Origin of the sequence: Kitasatospora sp. NPDC094016, from assembly GCF_040304045.1 — a bacterium.
Classification (GTDB): Bacteria; Actinomycetota; Actinomycetes; order Streptomycetales; family Streptomycetaceae; genus Kitasatospora.
In genome coordinates this window covers 113,736-133,613 of the sequence record NZ_JBEOUK010000002.1, presented here as the reverse complement: position 1 = coordinate 133,613, position 19,878 = coordinate 113,736, and the positions used below count along the sequence as shown (strand labels likewise).

At 73.6% G+C, this 19,878-nt stretch carries 15 protein-coding genes and 1 pseudogene; 12 read left to right on the top strand and 4 right to left on the bottom strand.

Features of this window, described 5'->3' with window-relative positions; all coding sequences use genetic code 11:
- Positions 1 to 20: 20 nt before the first annotated feature.
- The 9 genes and pseudogenes from ABT015_RS02415 to ABT015_RS02375 all read left to right on the top strand — a co-directional run bounded on the left by ABT015_RS02415 (position 21) and on the right by ABT015_RS02375 (position 11,584).
- Positions 21 to 920, top strand: a complete 900-nt coding sequence (locus ABT015_RS02415; protein WP_350875904.1) for a phytanoyl-CoA dioxygenase family protein — start codon at positions 21 to 23, stop codon at positions 918 to 920.
- A 2-nt stretch (positions 921 to 922) separates the two neighbouring features.
- Complete coding sequence (locus tag ABT015_RS02410; protein ID WP_350875902.1) at positions 923 to 2,365, top strand: cytochrome P450; 1,443 nt, start codon at positions 923 to 925, stop codon at positions 2,363 to 2,365.
- Positions 2,362 to 4,215, top strand: a complete 1,854-nt coding sequence (locus ABT015_RS02405; protein ID WP_350875900.1) for a non-ribosomal peptide synthetase — start codon at positions 2,362 to 2,364, stop codon at positions 4,213 to 4,215. The genes ABT015_RS02410 and ABT015_RS02405 overlap by 4 nt, the downstream gene beginning before the upstream one ends.
- The gene (locus ABT015_RS02400) at positions 4,212 to 4,946 is read left to right on the top strand and encodes a DUF6875 domain-containing protein (protein WP_350875897.1); all 735 of its coding nucleotides are present in this window, start codon (positions 4,212 to 4,214) and stop codon (positions 4,944 to 4,946) included. The genes ABT015_RS02405 and ABT015_RS02400 overlap by 4 nt, the downstream gene beginning before the upstream one ends.
- On the top strand, positions 4,943 to 5,179 hold the full coding sequence (locus ABT015_RS02395; protein ID WP_350875895.1) for an MbtH family protein: 237 nt from the start codon (positions 4,943 to 4,945) through the stop codon (positions 5,177 to 5,179). Before ABT015_RS02400 ends, ABT015_RS02395 begins: the two co-directional genes overlap by 4 nt.
- Positions 5,176 to 6,468 (top strand): ATP-grasp domain-containing protein, encoded by a 1,293-nt coding sequence (locus ABT015_RS02390; protein ID WP_350875893.1) that lies wholly within the window; start codon positions 5,176 to 5,178, stop codon positions 6,466 to 6,468. The genes ABT015_RS02395 and ABT015_RS02390 overlap by 4 nt, the downstream gene beginning before the upstream one ends.
- A 133-nt stretch (positions 6,469 to 6,601) precedes the next feature.
- The gene (locus ABT015_RS02385) at positions 6,602 to 7,900 is read left to right on the top strand and encodes an MFS transporter (protein WP_350875891.1); all 1,299 of its coding nucleotides are present in this window, start codon (positions 6,602 to 6,604) and stop codon (positions 7,898 to 7,900) included.
- Between the two features lie 123 nt (positions 7,901 to 8,023).
- Positions 8,024 to 8,146: pseudogene (locus ABT015_RS02380) on the top strand (LysR family transcriptional regulator); the annotation flags it as partial.
- 615 nt (positions 8,147 to 8,761) lie between these two features.
- Positions 8,762 to 11,584 carry a hypothetical protein gene (locus ABT015_RS02375; protein ID WP_350875889.1) on the top strand — a complete coding sequence of 941 codons (2,823 nt, stop codon included), beginning with the start codon at positions 8,762 to 8,764 and terminating at the stop codon, positions 11,582 to 11,584.
- A gap of 75 nt (positions 11,585 to 11,659) precedes the next feature.
- Here ABT015_RS02375 and ABT015_RS02370 read toward each other — a convergent pair whose 3' ends face one another.
- Positions 11,660 to 12,199, bottom strand: a complete 540-nt coding sequence (locus ABT015_RS02370; protein ID WP_350875887.1) for a hypothetical protein — start codon at positions 12,197 to 12,199, stop codon at positions 11,660 to 11,662.
- A 364-nt stretch (positions 12,200 to 12,563) separates the two neighbouring features.
- On the opposite strand from ABT015_RS02370, the gene ABT015_RS02365 reads away from it, so the two are divergent.
- The 3 genes from ABT015_RS02365 to glsA all read left to right on the top strand — a co-directional run bounded on the left by ABT015_RS02365 (position 12,564) and on the right by glsA (position 14,639).
- Positions 12,564 to 12,986 carry a DUF6325 family protein gene (locus tag ABT015_RS02365; protein ID WP_350875885.1) on the top strand — a complete coding sequence of 141 codons (423 nt, stop codon included), beginning with the start codon at positions 12,564 to 12,566 and terminating at the stop codon, positions 12,984 to 12,986.
- Positions 12,987 to 13,033: 47 nt separating this feature from the next.
- Complete coding sequence (locus ABT015_RS02360) at positions 13,034 to 13,336, top strand: SHOCT domain-containing protein (protein WP_350875883.1); 303 nt, start codon at positions 13,034 to 13,036, stop codon at positions 13,334 to 13,336.
- Between the two features lie 76 nt (positions 13,337 to 13,412).
- Positions 13,413 to 14,639: a glutaminase A gene (gene glsA, locus ABT015_RS02355; RefSeq protein WP_350875881.1), complete on the top strand. Its 1,227-nt coding sequence runs from the start codon at positions 13,413 to 13,415 to the stop codon at positions 14,637 to 14,639.
- A 35-nt stretch (positions 14,640 to 14,674) separates the two neighbouring features.
- On the opposite strand, the gene ABT015_RS02350 is transcribed toward glsA, so the two are convergent.
- Genes ABT015_RS02350 through ABT015_RS02340 form a run of 3 tightly spaced genes read right to left on the bottom strand, consistent with a single transcriptional unit; the run spans position 14,675 to position 19,746 of the window.
- Positions 14,675 to 16,483 carry an SLC13 family permease gene (locus ABT015_RS02350; protein ID WP_350875878.1) on the bottom strand — a complete coding sequence of 603 codons (1,809 nt, stop codon included), beginning with the start codon at positions 16,481 to 16,483 and terminating at the stop codon, positions 14,675 to 14,677.
- A gap of 36 nt (positions 16,484 to 16,519) precedes the next feature.
- Positions 16,520 to 18,220, bottom strand: a complete 1,701-nt coding sequence (locus ABT015_RS02345) for an AbgT family transporter (protein WP_350875876.1) — start codon at positions 18,218 to 18,220, stop codon at positions 16,520 to 16,522.
- Positions 18,217 to 19,746, bottom strand: coding sequence for a leucyl aminopeptidase family protein (locus tag ABT015_RS02340; protein WP_350875874.1), 1,530 nt, complete (start codon positions 19,744 to 19,746; stop codon positions 18,217 to 18,219). The genes ABT015_RS02345 and ABT015_RS02340 overlap by 4 nt, the downstream gene beginning before the upstream one ends.
- Positions 19,747 to 19,878 lie beyond the last annotated feature (132 nt).

The following is a 19,878-nucleotide window of genomic DNA, read 5'->3' as shown; positions in this document are numbered from 1 at the left end:
CCGACACAAGGGGAAAAATCATGGACGAAGAGCAGAAGTACCTGTTCGACCTGCGCGGCTACCTGGTCCTGGAGGACATCCTCTCCGCACGGGAACTCGCCTCCGTCAACGCCGCCCTCGACGGCCACGGCCTGTGGGACGGCGAGAACAAGCTCGACTACCCGCTGCTCAAGCGGTACAACCCGTTCATCGCCAACGCCGGTCCGCTCCACACCACCCCCCGCCCGGTGCGCGACCTGATCAGCCACCAGAAGGTGCTGCCGCACCTGGAGGAGGTGCTCGGCCCCGACCTGCGCTACGACGAGGGCCAGGTGCTCTACGCGCGCAAGGGCGCCGGAGCGCTGATCCTGCACAACGGCAACACCCCGTGGGAGTACCCGCCGCTGACCTACCAGGTCCGCGACGGCCGGATCTACGGCGGACACCTGATCGTCGCGTTCTGCCTCACCGACGCCCTCGCCGACCAGGGCGGCTTCGCGGTGGTCCCCGGCAGCCACAAGTCGGCCTTCGAGATCCCGGAGGACTTCCAGACCTGGCAGAAGGTCGGCGACTGGGTCTCCCGCGTCCCGGTCAGGGCCGGCTCGGTGGTCCTCTTCGCGGACACCGCCACCCACGGCAGCTGGCCCTGGGCCGCCGACTTCGAACGCCGGGTCGTCTTCTGCCGCTACACCGCGGGCATGGTGCAGCACACCGCTCCCGCGCCCGTACCCGAGGACCTCCCGGGCGAGGAGTGGACCCCGGTCGAACGCCGGCTGCTCCGCCCCCCGTTCGCCTGGCACTTCCACGACCGGGGCAGGGGCTACACGGAGCAGCAGCGCACCTCCGTGCGCACCGCCGAGGGCTGGACGATGAACGACCACTCCCAGCAGATCATCACGCTCGCGGAGGACGCGGAGAAGTCCGCCGAGGGGCGGGGCTAGCCATGGCGAGGATCACCGTGAGTCCGGTCGGCTACGAGGAGTTCGACCAGGAGCTCGGCAGCGACCCCCTGGGGCTGATGACACGGCTGCGCGACGAGGGCACGGTCAGCGCCGTCCCGCTGGACGACGGCACGCGGCTGATCGTCGCGGCGGAGCCCGCCGTCGCCGCCGCAGCCCTCGCCCACGGCACCCGCAACCACCGCGGGCTGCTGCGCGACCTGGTGGGCAGCGGACTGTTCGTGGTCGCCTCCGGGGAGCAGTGGCGCCACCGCCGCGCCCTGCTGCGCCCGATGTTCTCGGCCCGGGCCGTGGCGGAGTTGCACACCCTGGTGCTGGAGAGCGCGGAGGACTTCGTGCGCCGTCGGCTGCTGCCCGCGGCGGGCCGCGAGTTCGACCTCGGACACACCCTCCAGCAGCTGAGCATCGAGATCATCCTCCGGCTCGTGGACCCGGAGCTGACCGGCGCCGAACTGGCCTCCCTGGCCTCGACGGTGGACACGGCCGTCCACTACCTGGACCGGCGGCTGTTCGCCCCGGAGACCGTCACCGAAGCGGACGGCGAGGCGTTCGCCCGGGACAGGGCGGTGCTGGAGGAGTTCATCGCGCACCGGGCGGCCCAGGTGCCCGCGGCGGCCACGGCCGACGGGGTCCTGCCGTCGCTCGTCGCCGCCCTGCAGCAGCGGGGGGACACGCTCGGCGACCGTCCCGAGGACGTGCTGCGCGAGGAACTGATGTCGATCTTCGTGGCCGGCGTGGAGACCATGGGCACCCTGCTCACCTGGACCTTCCACAACCTGGCCGGCTCGCCCCCGGCCCTGGCCCGCGCCCTCGACGAGGTCCGCTCCACCGACCTCGGCGCCCTGCGCGCCGCGCCGTCGATCCCCCAGGGGGCCTTGCCGTACACCCTGGCGGTGGTCGAGGAGTCCCTGCGGCTGCACCCGCCCGCGTGGGCGCTCTTCCGCCGCATCGCCACCCCCGTCGAAGCGGCCGGCGTACGGCTGGAGCCCGGCGACCTCGTCCTGGCCAGCACCTACGCCATCCACCGCGCCCCGGCCCTGTGGGAGGCGCCCGAGGAGTTCCGCCCGGAGCGCTTCCTGGGCCGGCGCCCGCCCGTCCAGCAGTACTTCCCCTTCGGGGCGGGCCCCCACCAGTGCCTGGGGCGGCAGTTCTCGCTGCTGGAGGCGCAGCTCGCCACGGCGACGATCCTCGCGCACGGCCGGTTCACCCTGCTGGGCGACCGGGCCGCGACCGGGCTCCGACCGGCCATCGCCCTGACGCCGGACCCCAGCCCGCGCGCCGTGTTCACCCCGCACCCCGACACCGACCCCGAACCCGACCGCGGCACCGACACCGGCACCGACCGCGGCACCGACCGCGGCACCGGCACCGCCCCCGCGACCACCGGCCTCGGCAGCGCCCGCAAGCACCCCTCGGGGGCACGATGACGACCGCGCCGCACGCCCGGATCGAGCAGTGCTTCACCGCCGTCGCCGAGGCGTTCCCCGAGCGCGTGGCGCTGGCCGACCGGTACGGCGAGATCCGCTACGGGGAGCTCCTGACGCGGGCGCGCACCGCGGCGGCGTCGCTCCGGGCGAAGGGCGTCGACTCCGGTACCGCCGTGCTGATCGTCGGGCACGGCGACCACCGGACCGTCCTCGCCATGCTGGCCGTCCTGATGGCGGGCGGCTGCTACGTGCCGGTGGACCCCCGGTACCCGGCGGACCGCGTCCGGCTCATGGCCGGCACGGCCCGGGCGGCCCTGGCCCTGCACGCCGACGACGGCGCCGACAGCGCGACCGTGGCGGACCTGGGAGTCCCCGTGCACGACATCGCCTCCCTCCTCGCGGAGCGGACCGGCACGGCGGTGCCGTCCGCACCGGCCGGCCCCGACGACCTGGCCTACGTCATGTTCACCTCCGGCACCACGGGAGCCCCCAAGGCCGTGGGCGTCACCCACCGGGGGGTCACCGGGCTGGCGCTCGGGGCGGAGTCCCTGCGGCTGGGCCCCGGCGACGGCGTGCTCCTGCACTCCACCCTCGCCTTCGACGCGTCCACGTTCGAGATCTGGCCCCCGCTGCTGGCCGGGGCCCGGATCACGGCGGCCGACCACCACCCCCTCGCGCTCCACGAACTGGCCGCCCTGCTGGCCCGGCCGCAGATCACCACGGCCTGGCTGACGGCCCCGCTCTTCCGCCTCATGGCCGGCCACCACGGCCCGGCGCTGGGCACCCTGCGCACCCTCGTCACCGGCGGTGACACCGTCCCGGCCGGCACCGCGCGCTCCTTCACCGCCGCCCACCCCGCCACCCGGCTGGTCAACGGCTACGGCCCGACCGAGAACACCACCTTCAGCACCCTGGGGGACGCCGCCGCGTGGGACCGCGAGCACTCCGCCGCGTTCCCGATCGGCTCCGCCATCGCGGGTACGACGTGCCACGTCCTCGACGAACGGCTGCGGCCCGTCGCCCCGGGCGCGGTGGGCGAGCTCTACCTCGGCGGCCCCCGGCTCGCCCGCGGCTACCTGCACGACCCCGCCGCGACCGCCGCGCGGTTCGTGCCCGACCCCTTCTCCGCGCGGCCCGGTGCCCGCATGTACCGCACCGGTGACCGCGTACGGCACCTCCCCGACGGCGCCCTGGACTTCCTCGGGCGCGCCGACGACGAGGTGAAGGTCAGGGGCTTCCGCACCGATCCGGCGGAGGCGGCGGCGGTCCTCGCCGCCGACCCCGCCGTCGACGACGCCGTGGTCCTCGCCGGCACCGGGCCCGACGGCGCCGTCCTGACCGCCTTCCTCACGCCCGCGTCCGTCGACACCGACGCGGTGCGCCGGGGCGCGTGGCAGCGGGCACCGCGCCATCTGGTGGCCGAGCGGATCATCGCGGTCGACGCCCTTCCGCTGGGGCCCACCGGAAAGGTGGACCGCGCCGCCCTCGCCCGCCTTGCGGACGACATGGACGACACGCACGACGCGGACGACGCGGACGCCCGGACGCACGACTCGGACGACACCGCCGCCCGGACACACGGCACCGCCGCCCCGGGCCACCCCGCACTCGCCGCGGCCTGGGAGGCCCAGACGGGGCACCACCCGCTGCCCGACTCCGACTTCTTCGCCGACGGCGGCACCTCCCTGGGGCTGATGCGCCTGGTCGAACAGGTGCGCACCCAGCTCGGACCGACCCTCGACTTCGCCCAGCTCTACGCCGCTCCCACGTACGCCGATCTGTGCCGGCTGACCGCCCCGAGCGCCACCCCGGCACCCCCCGGCGACCGAACCCAGGAGGCCGTCGCATGACGCAGGTGATGCAGGATCAGGACAATGATCTGGCCAGAATGGACGGCCTGTGGATCCGGGTGATCGAACCCCAGTCACCCGCCCGGCACGCCCGGGACTTCGCCCGGGTCCACACCTGGCTGCGCCAGTACATCAGCCGGCCCCACGACGAGATCGGCCGCACCGGGCCGGTCTGCCCCTTCATCCCACCCGCCCTCAGCGGCAAGGACGCCCAGTTCAGCTTCCGCTACGACATCACCGGGAAGGACGAACGGCACCTGCGCGAGGCCCTGGAGGCGGAGATGTCCACGTTCGCCCTCGGCACCGAGCGCAGCCGTACGCACACCGGAGCCTCCCTCGACTGCCGCATCGTGGTGCTGCCGGCCACCGGGCCGGAGGGCTGGCGGGTCCTCGACGAGGCGTACGAAGGCCTGAAGAACAACGCGGTCGCCCACGGGCTGATGGTCGGCCAGTTCCACCCGCACTGCGACGAACGGGCCGTGCGCAACCCGCTCTTCCCCGTCTCCGTGGCCCCCGTCGGCCTGTTCGCGATCCGCCGGATGGCGCCCCACGATGTGCTCTTCTTGTACAAGCACCGCGCCTGGTTCAGGATTTACGATCAGAACTTCCGCGCCCACTACGAACGGGGCCGCGTACGCGACCCGCTCCTGCGGGAGTTGTACACGACCGCTGTGGAACGTCACGGCCTGCCCGAACTCGCCCCGAAGGCAAAGGAGAACGACGCGCCGTGACCGAGGACCAGTACCACGTCGTCGTCAACCACGAGGAGCAGTACTCGATCTGGCCCACCTACCACGACGTCCCCCAGGGGTGGCGGACGGTGGGAGAGCCGGCGTCCCGCGAGGGCTGCCTGCGCAGGATCGAGGAGGAGTGGGACGACATGACCCCGAAGTCCGCCCGGCGCGCGGCGGCCCCCGCCGCACCGGCCCCCGCGGGCCCGGCCGGCTCCCCGGAGTCCCCGTGACCGACACGCTTCCCACGGTCGCCGTCGTCTACGGCAGGGGGTCGGCGGGGCCGGCCGAGATCCTCGGCGCCGCCCGCGGCCTGTGCGACGTGGTCTTCGTCTGCGACCCGGCCGTACCGGGCGTGGCTCCGCTGCTCGCGGGGATGCGCCGGCGGGCACGCGTCTGCGAGATCAGCGGACACGACACCCCCGCCGTCGCCGAACTGCTGCGCGGGCACGGCCCGGTGGGCATCGTCACCTTCAGCGAGTACTGCCTCGCCGGCACCGCGCGGCTCGCCGAGGCCCTCGGCCTGCCCTACCACCGGCCGGACACCGTCCGGCTGCTCACCGACAAGGCCGACCAGCGCGCGGCGTTCGCGGCGGCGGGGGTCGACCACACCCCGAGCGTCGTGGTGCGCTCCGCCGCCGAGGTCGACGCCGCCGTGGCCCGCCTGGGCTACCCCGTGGTGCTCAAACCCCGTACCGGGGCAGGCAGCCAGGACACCGTACGGCTGGCGGACGCGGAGCAGCAGCGGCGCGCCCTGGCCGACGTCGGCCTCGCCCCCGAGCCTGGGCCCGGTGACGGTGACGAGCCGGCCGGCCCGGGCGGCGGCCCGCGCGACTTCGTCGTGGAGAGATACCTGCCCGGGGACCCAGCGGTGGCCGGACCGGACTGGGGGGACTACGTCTCCGTCGAGGCCGTCGTGCAGCACACCGAGGTCACGACCCTCTGCGTCACCGGCAAGTTCGCCCTGGCCGACCCGCTGCGGGAGACCGGACTGTTCCTGCCCGCCACGCTCACGGCCGCCGTGGAGAAGGACGTCGCCGAACTCGCGGCGGCCGCGGTCCGGGCCCTCGGCGTGACGACCGGGGTGACCCACACGGAGGTGAAGCTCACCCCGGACGGCCCCCGCGTCATCGAGGTCAACGGCCGCGTCGGCGGGCGTGCCGTGGGCCTGCTGGACCGGGCGCTGGGCATCGATCTGCTCGCCCTCGCCTTCGCGGTGGCCCTGGAGCGCACCGTCGAGCCCGTCACGGCCCCCCGGCCGGCGGCGGTGACCTTCGAGTACTTCATCGTGCCACCGCGCACGGTCGGCACCGTCCGGGCGATCGACGGCGCCGACGCCGTGCGGGCCCTGCCCGGCGTCGGCGAGGTCGACGTGGCGACGGCCCCGGGGCAGCCCGTCGACTGGCGCCACCCCGCGCAGCGCCTGGCGTTCGTCCGGGGCGCCGTCGCCACCCATGACGAGCTGCTCCGGCTCATCACGTCCGTCCATGACAGATTCCACCTGGAGTTCGCACCCCAGTGAAGAGAACGCTCCCCACCACAGACCGGCCGCGCGCGCCCCACCGAGAGCGTCGAAGAGCAGGTGCCCCGCAGTGTCCCGCAGTCCCTCATCGTGGAACAGTGGAAAAGCAGAGAGGTAGTCGATGCTCGACAAGGTGCGACAGCCACTGAAACACCGGCCCTTCCGGCGGGTGTGGCTGGGCGAGACCGTCTCCCTGGTGGGGGACTACAGCTTCGAGGTCGCCTTCATCTGGCTGATCCTGAACGAGACCGGATCGACGACCACACTGGCCACGATCCTGCTCGTCCAGGCCGTCCCCCGGGGCGTGCTGATGCTGGTGGGCGGCGCGGTGACCGACCGGCTCTCCCCGCGCGCCGTCATGTTCTGCTCCCACACGCTCAGGGGGCTCGCCGTCGCCACACTGGGGCTGATCGCCCTGACGGACCACGTGAGCACGTGGCACCTCTACGCCCTCGGCGCGCTCACCGGCATCGCCGAGGCGTTCTTCTGGCCGGCCGCCGGCAGCATCATCCCCTCCCTCCTGCCGCCCGAGCACCTCGCCCGGGGCAACGCGCTCGTCGGCTTCGGAGAACAGGGGGCCCGGCTGCTGGGGCCGATCCTGGGCGGCGCCCTCGTGGCCGCGGTGGGGACGTCGACCACCATCCTGCTCAATGCCTTCACCTTCTTCTTCGCCGCCCTGACGGTCTTCGGCGCACCCCGCAGACAACCGGCCGACCAGGCGGGCGACCAGACTTCCGACCAGGCGGGCGAGGCCGAGGAGGGCGCCAAGTCGTTCACGGCGATCCGCCGGGAGATCGTCGAAGGGCTCCGCTACGCCGGACGCAGCCGGGAGATCCGCACCGTCCTCCTGCTGATCGGCGCGGCGGCCCTCAGCTACAGCGGCCTCTTCAGCGTGGGGCTGCCCGCGCTGGCCAAGACCTTCCCCCAGGGCTCGCTCGCGCTGGGCGTCCTGCTGTCCGCCTGGGGGCTGGGGCAGCTGATCGGCACCATCGGCGCGGTCTTCACCGGGCTGCCGCGCCGCTGGGGACTGCTCATCATCGGGATGACGCTCTGCGAGGGGACCGCCTTCGTGCTGCTGGGCTTCCTTCCCAGCGTGTGGAGCGCGGCGGTGGTGCTCACCCTGCTGGGGATCGGCGTCGCGTACTCCAGCGACGTCGCGCTGCCGACGTTCATCCAGACCAGGACCCCGACGGACGTGCTGGGCCGGGTCAGCAGCGTGATGGAACTGCCCCGGGCCACGCTGGAGCCGCTCTCCATCGCGGCCATGGGCCTGCTGGTCGGCTGGGACATACAGTGGGCGTTCGTGCTGGCCGCGATTCCCATGCTGGCCGTCGGTCTCCACCTCGCCCTCGACCGCGAGGCCCGCGCGCTGAGCACCACGGCCTCGGAGGACCATCCGGCGGCCAAGGACCCGGATCCCCTCGTCTTATAGGCCCCGCCCGCCGGTGGCGGTCGGCGACCGGCGTCTCCTCGACCAGCGCATACCCTGGGACACGCCCTCGACAAGGCGCCGCCTCGTGCGCCCGAGGACGACGCCGGGAGGGGACGGGAGTCGATGAGTCTTCGTCAGTTCGAGTACGCCCTGGCCGTTGCCGAGGAGGGTTCGGTGACGGCCGCGGCGGAGCTGCCGCACGTCGCCCAGCCGTCGGTGTCCCAGCAGATCCGCGCCCTGGAGCGCGCCCGGTGTCCCCGCCCGTCTGCCGGCCCGTCATCGCCGTGGTCCGCCACGCTGCGGGCCCGGCGGAAACGACCCTGACCGAACTCCTGCGCCAGGAGACCTGGTCCGAGCCTTTCCTCGCTCCGCCGCCTGGGCTCATGCCTGCGATCGGCACACCGGGAATCCGCCCAGGCCGGTGATCTCGAATGGCCGCGCTTTCCGGCCGCAACCCCGGATTTCTCGGACAGTGCGCCAGCACATCGTTGTCGAACCTCCTCCGGAACGGGTGCGGTCACGGCCACCGTCGAGCCGGTGGCCGCCCGGGCCCACGGATGCGGCGGCTCACGGGTTCACGATCCCGAGCAGAGGATTCGGGAGAGGAATTTCCCTGGTCGGCGGAGTGCGGCAATACCGGAATTGTGAAGTGCGCATGGCATTTTCCCCCTGCTTACTTGATTCGCCCGAATCCCTTCCGTTCCCGGAGCGAATCTGACAGCATCGTCCGCTATCCGGCGACCGAATGTCGGTGATCACTGCGCCGGTGCGCCCGCGGGTGTCCGTCCACGGCCGAGATGCGCCTGGACCGGATCACCGCCGTCGGGACGTGGCCACCCGGCCGCGCCACGTGGAGGAGATGTGACCCCCCGGACCGGCACCACCGTACCCACCACCGCGCCCAGCCCCGGGACCGCCCACCGCCCCGCACGCTGGGTCCACACCAGGCTGCGGGCGAACCCGCTGGCCGCGCTGCTCATGGCGGCCCTGGCGTTCGCCGCCGTCTTCCTGGCGGCGGCCTTCCCCCGCATCGCGGACCGGGGCGCGGACACGGCGCTCCAGGACTTCGTCGGTCAGAGGGGCTTCAACCAGACCAGCCTGCAGACCACGTCCAAGACGCAGGACGGCGACAAGGCCGCCGAACTCGACCGGGTGCAGCGGCAGCTCACCGAGCTGGTCGGCCGGCAGCTGACACTGGCCCAGCCGGGCCAGGCCTACGGTGCCCGCGCCCTGGGCGACCGCGGCATGGGCAATCCGGAGTACGACCGGTTCGCGGAAAGGAGGACCGACCCGGTCCTCGGCCTGCTCTACCTGCACGACCTGGCCGCCCGGGCCACCCTCACCGACGGCACCTGGCCGACCCCCGGCGCCGTCGGCGGTCCGCTGCCGATCGTGATCAGCAAGAAGGCCGCCGAGAGCATCCACATCAAGCTCGGTGACGTCATCGACAACGGCACCGAGGGTTCGGGCGCCAAGCGGACCACCGTGGTGGTCGGCCTCTACCAGGTCAACGACCCCCAGGACCCGTTCTGGGAGGAGCTCGGCTGCCCGGCCCGCGCCTGTCTGAGGGCCGAGCCCGAGCACGAGCACTGGATGACCAGCGGATTCGTCGACGGCGACAGCCTGCCCGCGATGGCCCGCTGGGGTTCGAACGCCGAGAACTTCTGGCGGCTGCCCGTCGACGCCGCCTCGCTGCACGCCGACCGGCTCGACCGCACCCGCGGCATCCTCAACTCCTTCCTGACCGGGCGCGACGCCACCGCCCTGGCCGCCGCGACCGGGCGTCCCGACCTGCACACCTCCTCGGGTCTTCCCGAGATCCTCAGCCGGGCGGACGACCGCTACCAGGCCTCGCTGTCGCTCAGCACGATCGGCCCGGCCGCCGTCGCGGGCGTCGCCGCCGTGGTGCTGTTCCTGGCCGCCGCCCTCACCACCGACCGGCGCACCGCCGAGATCAGGCTGCTCCAGGCCCGCGGCGGCTCCCGTGCCGGGGTGCTGCGACGGCTGGTCGCCGAGGGCGCGGTCACCGTCCTGCCGGCCGCCGTGCTCGGAACGGCCCTCGCCCTGGTGCTGCTGCCCACCCCCCGCTGGGACCGCTCGGTGCTGGCGGCCCTGGCCGCGGCCCTGATCGCGCTGCTGGCCTTCCCGGCCCGCGCGGCCCTGCTGTGGGCACGCCGGCGGCCGGCCGGCGGCCGACGCCGGCTGGTCGGCGAACTCGCCGTCCTCGCGGTCACCGCCGCGGCCGTGGCAGAGGTCCGGCACCGGGGCGTCGGCACCGGCTCCGGGCTGGATCCACTGCTGGTGGCCGCCCCGCTCCTGCTCGCCGTCACCGGCGGCCTGCTGCTCGCCCGGATCGAGCCGGTGGTGGTCGGCTGGCTGGCCGCCCTCGTCGGCCGGGGCCGCGGCCTGATCGGCTTCCTCGGCCTGGCCCGCGCCGCCCGCGACAACTCGGGCCGCCGCCGGCCCTCCGCGCTGCCGCTGCTCGCCCTGGTGATCGCCGTCACCACGACCGGCTTCGGCGCCACCGTGCTCGACACCGTCGATCACGCCCGGACCCGCGCCGCGCGCATCGCCACGGGCGGGGACATCGGCGTCTCCCTCCCGGGCTACGCCACCCTGTCCGAGCCGTTCACCAAGGCCGCCGACGCCCTGCCGGGCGTGCGGGCCTCGACCGCGGTCTGGGTCGAGCCCAACGCCCGCGTCGTCGGCGCCGACCAGCGCTACACCGAGGCCTACCTGATCATGGTGGTCGATCCGGCGGCGTACGCCGAGATCGCCCGGACCCTCGGGGCCGGCGAGTTCGATCCGGCGAAGCTGGCCGGGGCGGCCGGCGGCCGGGACACCCCGGTGCCCGCGCTGGTCAGCCGCGACCTGGCCGAGCGCCTGGCCGCAGGCTCGTCCCAGGTGCGCACGCCCAACGGCAACGACCTGCGCCTCGCCGTCGCCGGGACCGTCGGCGCCACCCCCGCCCTGCCGGACCCGGGCAAGCCGTTCGCCGTCGTTCCCGCCGGCCCCGCCTGGGAGCGGCTGCCGGACGCCAAGCGGGTGAACCAGTGGTTCGCCGTCGGCGGGATCGACCCCGAAGGAGTCAGGGCGGCGCTGCGGGACAACGGCGGGGTCCAGCCGACCGGCCTGGCCAAGATGATCGCGGACGACGCCGCGGCCGTCGGCAAGGCTGTCCGCGGCCTGCCCGCGGGATACACGGTGCACAGCAGCCGGGAGACCGTCGCCGAGCTCGGCGACGACCCGCTGCAGCACGCCGCCGGGCGGCTGTTCTGGTACTCGGGTGCCGCCGGCGCCGGGTTCGCCCTGCTCGCGGTGCTGCTGACGCTGTTCCGGGCCGCGCCCGACCGCACGGCCGTGCTCGCGTGGCTGCGCACCATGGGCCTGCGGCCCCGCCAGGGGCTGGCGCTGATCGTCGCCGAGGCGCTGCCGCAGACCCTGGCAGCCGCCGTCGGCGGCGGGCTGGTCGCGGTGGCGGCGGTGGCCCTGCTGGGCGGCGCGCTCGACATCTCGACCCTGGTCGGTGCCCGGGTCGGGGAGGTCGTCACCCCCGCGCTGATGCCGGTGCTGCTGCCCACCGCGGGCCTGGCCCTGCTGGTCGGCCTCGGGGTGGTGCTGGAGACGCTGGTCGCCGGCCGACGCCAGATCGCCACCGAACTGCGGGCGGGGGAGCAGCCGTGACACCGCGACGGCGGCTCCCCTCGATCACCGGAGGGCCGGCCCCCGACCCCGTGGTCGAGGGCACGCGGTGGCGCGTCAGTCCTGGTCCAGCTTGGACAGGGCGTCGGTGATCAGGCGGGTGGCGAAGTCGTGGTCGTCGCCGGACACCCGGTTGACGTGCTCCGCGAGCAGGGTGGCCGTGGCTTCCAGCGGGTTCATCTCGGCGTCGGTCCAGGGTCCGTACTGCGCGCGCCACAGGTTGGGGCTCAGGCCGCTGCCCGCGGCGATCACCAGGCCGGCCATGGTGGGGATGACCTCGGGGCGAAAGGTCCTGGGCATCATCCGCATCGTGGCGACGAGGGTGGGCACCACGTGCTCGATGACGTCCTTGTCGTGCTCCTCGCAGGCCGACCGCAGCCAGTTCATGAACAGGTAGATGAGCGTGCACGCGCCGTCCAGCAGCTCGTTGAACTCTTCGGGGCCCACGGATGCGGCGAACTCGTCGACCAGCCGCTGCTGTTCGGGGTCCGTCCCGGTCCTGCCGTCGTAGACGGCCTTGAGCCGGGAGTCGATCATCATGAGCGCGGTGCTCACATCGCCGACGGCGGCGTATCGGGGGTCACAAGGCGATGACACGGGACTCCTTCTCACACGGCCGCGGCGGGTGCGCGGCAGGTCCGGACGCAGGGTTCTCCGGCCGGTAGGGTCACCCGCCCGACGGTACCGCTCGCCGTCGCGGCCGGGCGCCCGTTCCCGCCCCTCGCCCACGCCACGGCCGCCCGCCCGTGCTCACCCGTCCGCGGCGGCTTTCCGCAGGTCCCGGTGGTACGGCGGATCGCCGGGGCGGTGGCCCGGCCCCCGGCGATGCGACTCCACTGGTCAACAGCGCACCCTCAGTACGTCATCAGTACGGGTGAGCCGTCCGCGCGGTCGCGGCGGCGCCGGGCCCGGCGGAGGATGAGGGTACGGGCGGAACGCGACGCGGAAGGGGCGTGACGCCATGGACGTCGGGCCGGTCGAATACGCCGTCATGGCCTTCCCGGGCAACCGGTTCCGGGGGGCGATCCTGCCGGAGCTCAAGCGCCTGACCTCCGAGGGGATCATCCGCATCCTCGACCTCACCTTCATCAAGAGGGATGAGCAGGGGGCGGTCCGCGTGCTCGAACTCGATGCCCTGGACAGCGACGAAGCCGCCGGGTTCGCCGAGCTGGACGGCGAGATCATGGGCCTGCTGAGCGACGAGGACCTGGCCAGCATCTGCGACGAGATCCCGGCGGGGTGCTCGGCGGCGATCATCGTCTGGGAGCACCGCTGGGCCGCGCCGCTGCTGCGGGCACTCGACGACGCGGACGGGATCCTGGTCACGCGCGAGCACGTGCCGCACACCGTGGTGGCGGCCGACCTCGCCGCGATCGGGCTCTGAAGGACCGGGCTCCACAAGGGGAGCCGGACTCCGAGAAGGAGGCTGTCATGATCGGCCGCCGTCTGTCGCGCGGCGGGCGCCCGGGGCTCATCGGCACCGCCGCCCGCACCGCCGTCATCGCCGGGACCGCCACGTCCGTGTCGAGCAGGGTCGCCGCCCGGCACCAGCAGGCCACCGCGCAGGCGGCCCCGGCCCCGCCCTCTCCCCCACCCGCGCCTCAGGCCGCACCGGGCACCGCCTCGGACGACCCGACGCTCGCCCGGCTCGAACGCCTCGTCGAACTGCGGCAGAGCGGGATGCTGACCGACGACGAGTTCACGGCGGCCAAGCAACGCCTGCTCACCTCGTGAACCCCCTCCGCCGGACGGCGCCCGCACGGGGGCGGGGCCCGACCGGGCCCGCGCGCTCCGCCGCCGTGGTGCGGTGATGGAGCCCGTGACGGCGGTGCTCGCCGAACTCGTCGAACGGCACCGCGCCGACACCGCCGGTGACGTCGCCCGCTACATCCCCGAACTCGCCCGCGCCGACCCGCACGCCTTCGGCCTCGCCATGGTCAGCGTCCAAGGCCACGCCTATCAGGCCGGTGACGCGTCGGCCGCCTTCACGATCCAGTCGGTCTCGAAGCCCTTCGTGTACTCACTGGCCCTGTCGGAGCTGGGCCTGGCGGAGGTGGCCAGGAGGGTCGGGTTCGAACCGAGCGGCGAGCCGTTCAACGCGATCAGCCTGGAGGCGGGCACCGGGCGCCCGGCGAACCCGCTGATCAACGCCGGGGCGATCGTGACGACCGCGCTGATCGGCGGCGACGGCGAGGCCGCGTTCGAACGGATCCGCGACACCCTGTCGGGCTTCGCCGGCCGCCGGCTGACGGTCGACGAGGACGTCTACCGGTCCGAAGCCGCCACCGGGGACCGCAACCGGGCGCTGGCCTACCTCACCCTCTCCCAGGGCGTGCTGGAGCGCCCGGCCGAGCAGGCCTGCGACGTCTACTTCCGCCAGTGCGCGATCGAGGTCACCGCCGTCGACCTGGCCGTCATGGGCGCCACCCTGGCCAACGGCGGACGCAACCCGGTGACCGGTCGCCGCGTCGTGGACGCCGACGCGGCGAGCGCGACGCTGTCGGTCATGGCCACCTGCGGCATGTACGACCACAGCGGCGAATGGATGCTGAGGGTGGGCCTGCCGGCCAAGAGCGGTGTCGGCGGAGGGGTCTGCGCCGTGAGCCCCGGCCAGTTCGGCGTCGGCGTGTTCAGTCCCCCGCTGGACCCTCAGGGCAACAGCGTCCGCGCGAGCGCCGTCCTGCGGGAGCTGTCCGCCGAACTGGGCCTGCACGTCCTGCGGCACACCGAGCGCGCGCGCTCACCGCTCCAGGCGGTGCGCACCGACCACGGCGCGCACCACCTGGAGCTGTTGGGCGACCTCGGTTTCGCCGCCGCCGAGGAGATCGTCCACCGCGTCCGCCGCCTGGCCTGCGACCAACCCCGCCCGCTGGTCACGGTCGACCTCTCCCACGTCACCGCCGTGCGCCCGATCGCCCGCAGGCTGCTGGCCGACTGCGCCGCCGGCCTCCGGGACCGGACGACGGTGCGCTTCGTCGACCCCGCGAGCCTGGTCCGCGGGCCGTCCGCAGACCGGCACGACACCCCGGCCGAGTAACCCTCCACGAGCCCGATCACGGCGGCCGGCTCCGTTCACAGCGGCCAGACCAGGGGAACCACGGTCGTGGCGACGACGAGGTACCAGGCCAGGACCGGCAGGCCGAGCCGCCAGTAGTCACCGAACCGGTAGCCGCCGGGGCTCATGACCATGAGGTTCGCGGCGGTGGCCACCGGCGTGAGCAGGGCCGCCGCCGCGGGGACCGCGACGCACATCAGGACGGGCAGGACGGAGACCCCGGCATCGCGGGCGGCGTTGACGGCGATCGGGGCGACGATCAGCGCGGTCGCCATGTTGCTGATGAACTGGCCCAGTACGGCGGTGAGGACGAACACCGCGACCAGCAGCAGCCGGCCGTTGCCGGAGGCCGCGGTGACGACGAGGTGGGCGACCTTCTCCGCCGCCCCGGAGGACTTCATGGCCTCGGAGAGCGGGAACATGCCGCCGACGATGACCAGGGTGGTCCAGGAGATGCCGCCGTAGGCCTGGTCGACGCGCACCACGCGAAGGGCGACCAGGAGCAGCGCCGCGAGGGTCGCGGCGACGGCCGGCGGCGTGGCGCCGGAGGCGAGCAGGGCGATCATCCCGCCGAGCACGGCGAGGGCGCGCACGGCCGCGCGCCCCGGCGGGGCGGCCTGGCCGCGGATGGCGGAGGGCTGGTCGACGGCCAGCACACCGGGGCGGGCGCCGGCACGCTCGAGTTCGTCCCACCGGCCGCGGAGCAGCAGGTGGTCGCCCGGAGCGAGCGTCAGGGGCTGGGGGCCTACGGGTCGGTCCTGGCGGTGGACGGCGAGGACGGCCAGGTCGCCGGTGCTGTCGGTCATACCGGCGAAGGCGGTCATGCCCGTGAAGGAGGAACGCGGGCTGACGACGAGTTCGAGCAGGCCCGTGTGCTGGTCCAGGAGGACGCTCGCGAGGTGGTCGTCCAACGGCGGGGGCAGGGGCTCCAGACGGTGGCGGTCGCTGAAACCGTCGATGGCGTCCGGGGTGCCCCGGAGGATGACGATGTCCCCGGCGGCGAGGGGCCCGGTGCCCCGTGGGTCATGGCCGTCGGCGGTCATGGCTCCGAGCACCAGCACCCCGTCCTGGGCCGTGGCGGCCAGCTGCTCGACCGACGCGCCGATCGCGTCCGAGCCCTGCGGAACCTGCCGGGCGGCCGAGTCCCGGGTCAGTGCGTAGTGGTCGATCAGGGTGCGGGCGTGCCGGCTCAGGTCGGCCGGGAGGGCGTCGGGTGTGCGGGCGGGCAGCAGAGCCCGTCCGAGGAGGGCGCAGATGGCGACGGTGCCGGCCAGCACCGGGAGCCCCACCACCGCGAACTCGAAGAACCCGAAGGGCCTGGCACCGGCCGCTGCCGCACTCTCGGAGACGATCACGTTGATGGGCGACCCGATGAGGAGCAGCAGCGAGCCGGCGTGCGCGGCGAAGGCCAGCGGCATCGCGAGCCTGGAGACGGGCAGACGGTGGCGGACGGCGAGCAGCACGGTCATCGGCAGCAGGGCCGCGACGGCGCCGTTGACCGTGATCAGGGCCGTGAGCAGGGCGGACGCGAGCATGGTGAGGACGAGCAGGCGGCGCTCGCCGGTGCCGGCGAGCGCCGCCAGTGCCCGGCCTGCCCAGGTCGTGACGCCCGTGGCCTGCAGGGCGGTGCTGACCACGAAGAGGGCCGCGATGAGGGCGACCACCGGATCGCCGAACCCGGCGAAGACCCGGTCGGTGGGCAGCAGCCCGACGGCCGGCAGCAGCAGGGCGGAGCCGAGCGCGACGAGCTCGACGGGCAACCGGTTCCACACGAACAGGGCGATGACCACGGCCAGCACGAGCAGGCAGAGGACGGAGTCGCTCACCGTCTCACCCTGCTGGTGGGAGGGGCAGGTGCCGGTTCACTGGCTGACGGGTGCGCCCGGCCCCATCGGGATGCCGATGGCGTACCACGCGACGAAGAACAGCAGCCAGGCCACCGCCACGACGACCGTGTAGGGGAGCATCAGGGAGATGACGGTGCCGACACCGGCCTGCTTCCTGAACTTCTGGCACTGCAGGACGATGAACGGCAGGTAGACCATCAGCGGGGTGACGACGTTCGTCGGGGAGTCGCCGACCCGGTAGGCGGCCAGCACGGTCTGCGGCGCGACGCCGAGGCGGATGAACAGGGGCACGAAGATCGGCGCGAAGATCGCCCACTTGGGGATGATCCCCGGGATGATCAGGTTGATGACGTAGGTCAGCAGGATGAAGGCGATCAGGAGCCAGATCGGGCCGATGTTCGCGCTCTCCAGCTGGTCGGCGAGCTGCACGGCGACCACCGTGGCGATATTGCTGTAATTGAAGTACGAGATGAACTGGGCGATGATCAGCAGCAGGAAGATCAGGCCGCCGAGCCCGGCGAAGGTCTTGGTGATCGCGTCCATCGCGGCGGCGCTGCCGCGCAGGGTCTTCGCGCCCGCGCCGAAGGCCAGGCCCATCACCAGGAACGCGATCATGATGATGACGATCAGGCCGTCCATGAACGGCGAGTCCTCGAACAGGCTCCCCGTCTCCGGGTTGCGCAGCGGCGCGCCGGGGATGAAGGCGAGCAGCGTGACGGCCAGCACGAGCGCGATCAGCGAGAGGCCGGTGTAGCGCAGCCCCCGGGCCTCGGCCGCCGTGTCGACGGAGGGCTCCTCGCTGTCCGCGACGGCGGCGGCGTCCCCCGGCTGCCAGGGGCCCAGGCGGGGTTCGATGATGCGTTCGGTGATGAAGGTGATGACGATGGTGAGGAACAGGGTGGAGCCGATCGCGAAGTAGTAGTTCGCGGTCAGGTTGAGGGACTGCCCGGGGTTGACGAGCCTGATCGCCTGGTTGGTGATCTCGGTCATGATGCCGTCGATCGGGGCGATGAGCAGGTTGACGCTGAAGGCCGCGCTGACCCCGCCGAAGGCCGCGGCGATCCCGGCGAGCGGGTGGCGTCCGGCGCTGATGAAGGCGACCGCGCCCAGCGGGATGAGGACGAGGTAGCCGGCATCGGAGGCGATGCTGGACAGGATGCCGGCGAAGACGATGATCGCGGTCAGGGTCTCCGGTGGCGAGATCCTGACCAGGCGTCGGATCAGGGCCGCGATCAGTCCGGCCTCCTCCGCGAGCCCGACGCCGACCATGATGACGAGGATGACCGCGACGACGCCGAAGTCGTTGAAGTTGTGCGCCGCGGAGGTGAACAGGAACCGGACGCCGTCACCGGACAGCAGGCTCTCGACCTTCGTCGTCTCGACGACGGTCTCGTAGCGGTGGGTGTACGTCGACTCCGGCGGCAGGTGGGTGCCCGGGTACTCGGTGCCGCCCTCGTGGACCTGCGTCGCCGGGTAGGGAACGGACTTGACCGTCTCGCTGGTGACGTGGACGTCGAACGCGGCCAGGACCGCCGACAGCACGATCACCAGGACGCACAGCAGCAGGAAGATGATGGCCGGGTGCGGGACCTTGTTCCCGATCTTCTCGATGGCGTCCAGGACGCGCCCCGAACCGCCACCGGACTTCCCGCTCCCGGAGGCGGTGGCGCTCTTGTCCTGCGGGCCGTCGGCCTGGGCGTGGGCGAGGGCGCTCACCGGCCGGCCTCCTCACTGATCGAGCGGGTGGAGTCGGTCCGCGCGGCCGTCGACGGAGGGGTGAAGGCCAGCGCGAGCTCTGCGAGCAGGCGCGCGCCGAAGCCGGTGCAGCCCTTGGTGCGCCAGCCGCTCGGCTTGTCGTTCTGGGCCGGCCCGGCGATGTCGATGTGCGCCCAGGGTCGGCCGGCGACGAACTCCTCCAGGAACAGCGCGGCATGGATCGCCCCGCCGTTGGGGCCGCCCATGTTCTTCAGGTCCGCCACCTCCGAGTCCAGCTCCGGCCGGTAGCGCCGCGACAGCGGCAGCTGCCAGGCCGGCTCGCCGGTGCGGGCGGCGGCGTCCAGGACCTGGTCGACCAGCGGCTGGGCGTTGCCGAACACGCCCGCGGTCTCGGCGCCGAGCGCCCGCAGACACGCGCCGGTCAGGGTGGCGATGTCCACGATCGCGTCCCCCGGCTCCTCGCCGGCCAGGACCAGGGCGTCCGCCATGACCAGGCGGCCCTCCGCGTCGGCGTTGACCACCTCCACGCTCGTGCCGCCGCGCATCCACAGCACGTCGCCCAGCTTGAGCGCCGAGCCCGAGGGCATGTTGTCCGTGCACATCAGGTAGCCCGTCACGGCCGTCCGGCAGCCGAGCCCGGCCAGGACGCACAGGGCCGCCAGGATCGCCCCGGCACCGGACATGTCGTTCTTCATCGTCGCGTGCACGGCGTCGGCGGGCTTGAGGCTGATGCCCCCGGAGTCGTAGGTGATGCCCTTGCCCACCAGGGCCAGCCGGGGCGTCCCGTCACCGGCGCCGGAGGGCAGGTAGGTGAGCTTGATCATGCGGGCTTCGTCCACGCCGCCCCGGTTCACGCCCAGCAGGCCGCCGCAGCCCAGCTCCTCCAGCTCCCGCTGCCCGAACACCTCCACCTTCAGGCCGCACTGCGCGCCGAGCCGCACCGCGACCTCGGCCAGGTCCGGCGCGGTCAGCAGGCTGGGCGGCGCGCTGGCCAGGTCCCGGGCCAGCATCGTCGCGCGGGCCAGCCACACCCCGCGCTCCACGCCCCGCTCGACGGCCCCGCGCGAGTCCGCATCCGCATCCGCATCCGCATCCGAGTCCGCCACGACCGTGACAGCCTCCAGCGCCGTGCCGGACGGCTCGCGCTTGAGCGGATCGAATGCGTAACGGGCCAGCAGCACCCCCTCCACCAACGCCTGCGCCGCCTCCCCCTGCGTCGCACCCGCCCCGGACGGCACCACGACGGCCAGCCGCGAACGGCCCGGCACCGCGAGCGCCACGGCCGCCCCGGCGTCCCTCAGCACATCGGGACCTGCCGCGCCGTCCGGCCCCGTCCCGTAGAGCACGACGTCCGGCCCCTCCTCCCGGGGCACCAGCAGCACCCGGCCCGCCGCCCCCGTCATCCCGGCGGCCTCCACGGCTCCCGGGCCCAGCCCGATCCACGCCGGCACCGCCACCGCCCCTTGGACCACCGGCAGCCCCACCGCCTCCGCATCCCGCACCGCCTCCGGATCCCGGGCCGGCACGACGTCAACCCTCGGAGCGTGGCTCCACGAAGGGATGAGATCGAGGGCTGCCTTGCTCTGCGCCACTGTGCTCTCCTCTGCTGGGGGCGGCGGTCAGAGGCCGCCGGTCCCAGCAGCCGCTCCCCAGTAAGA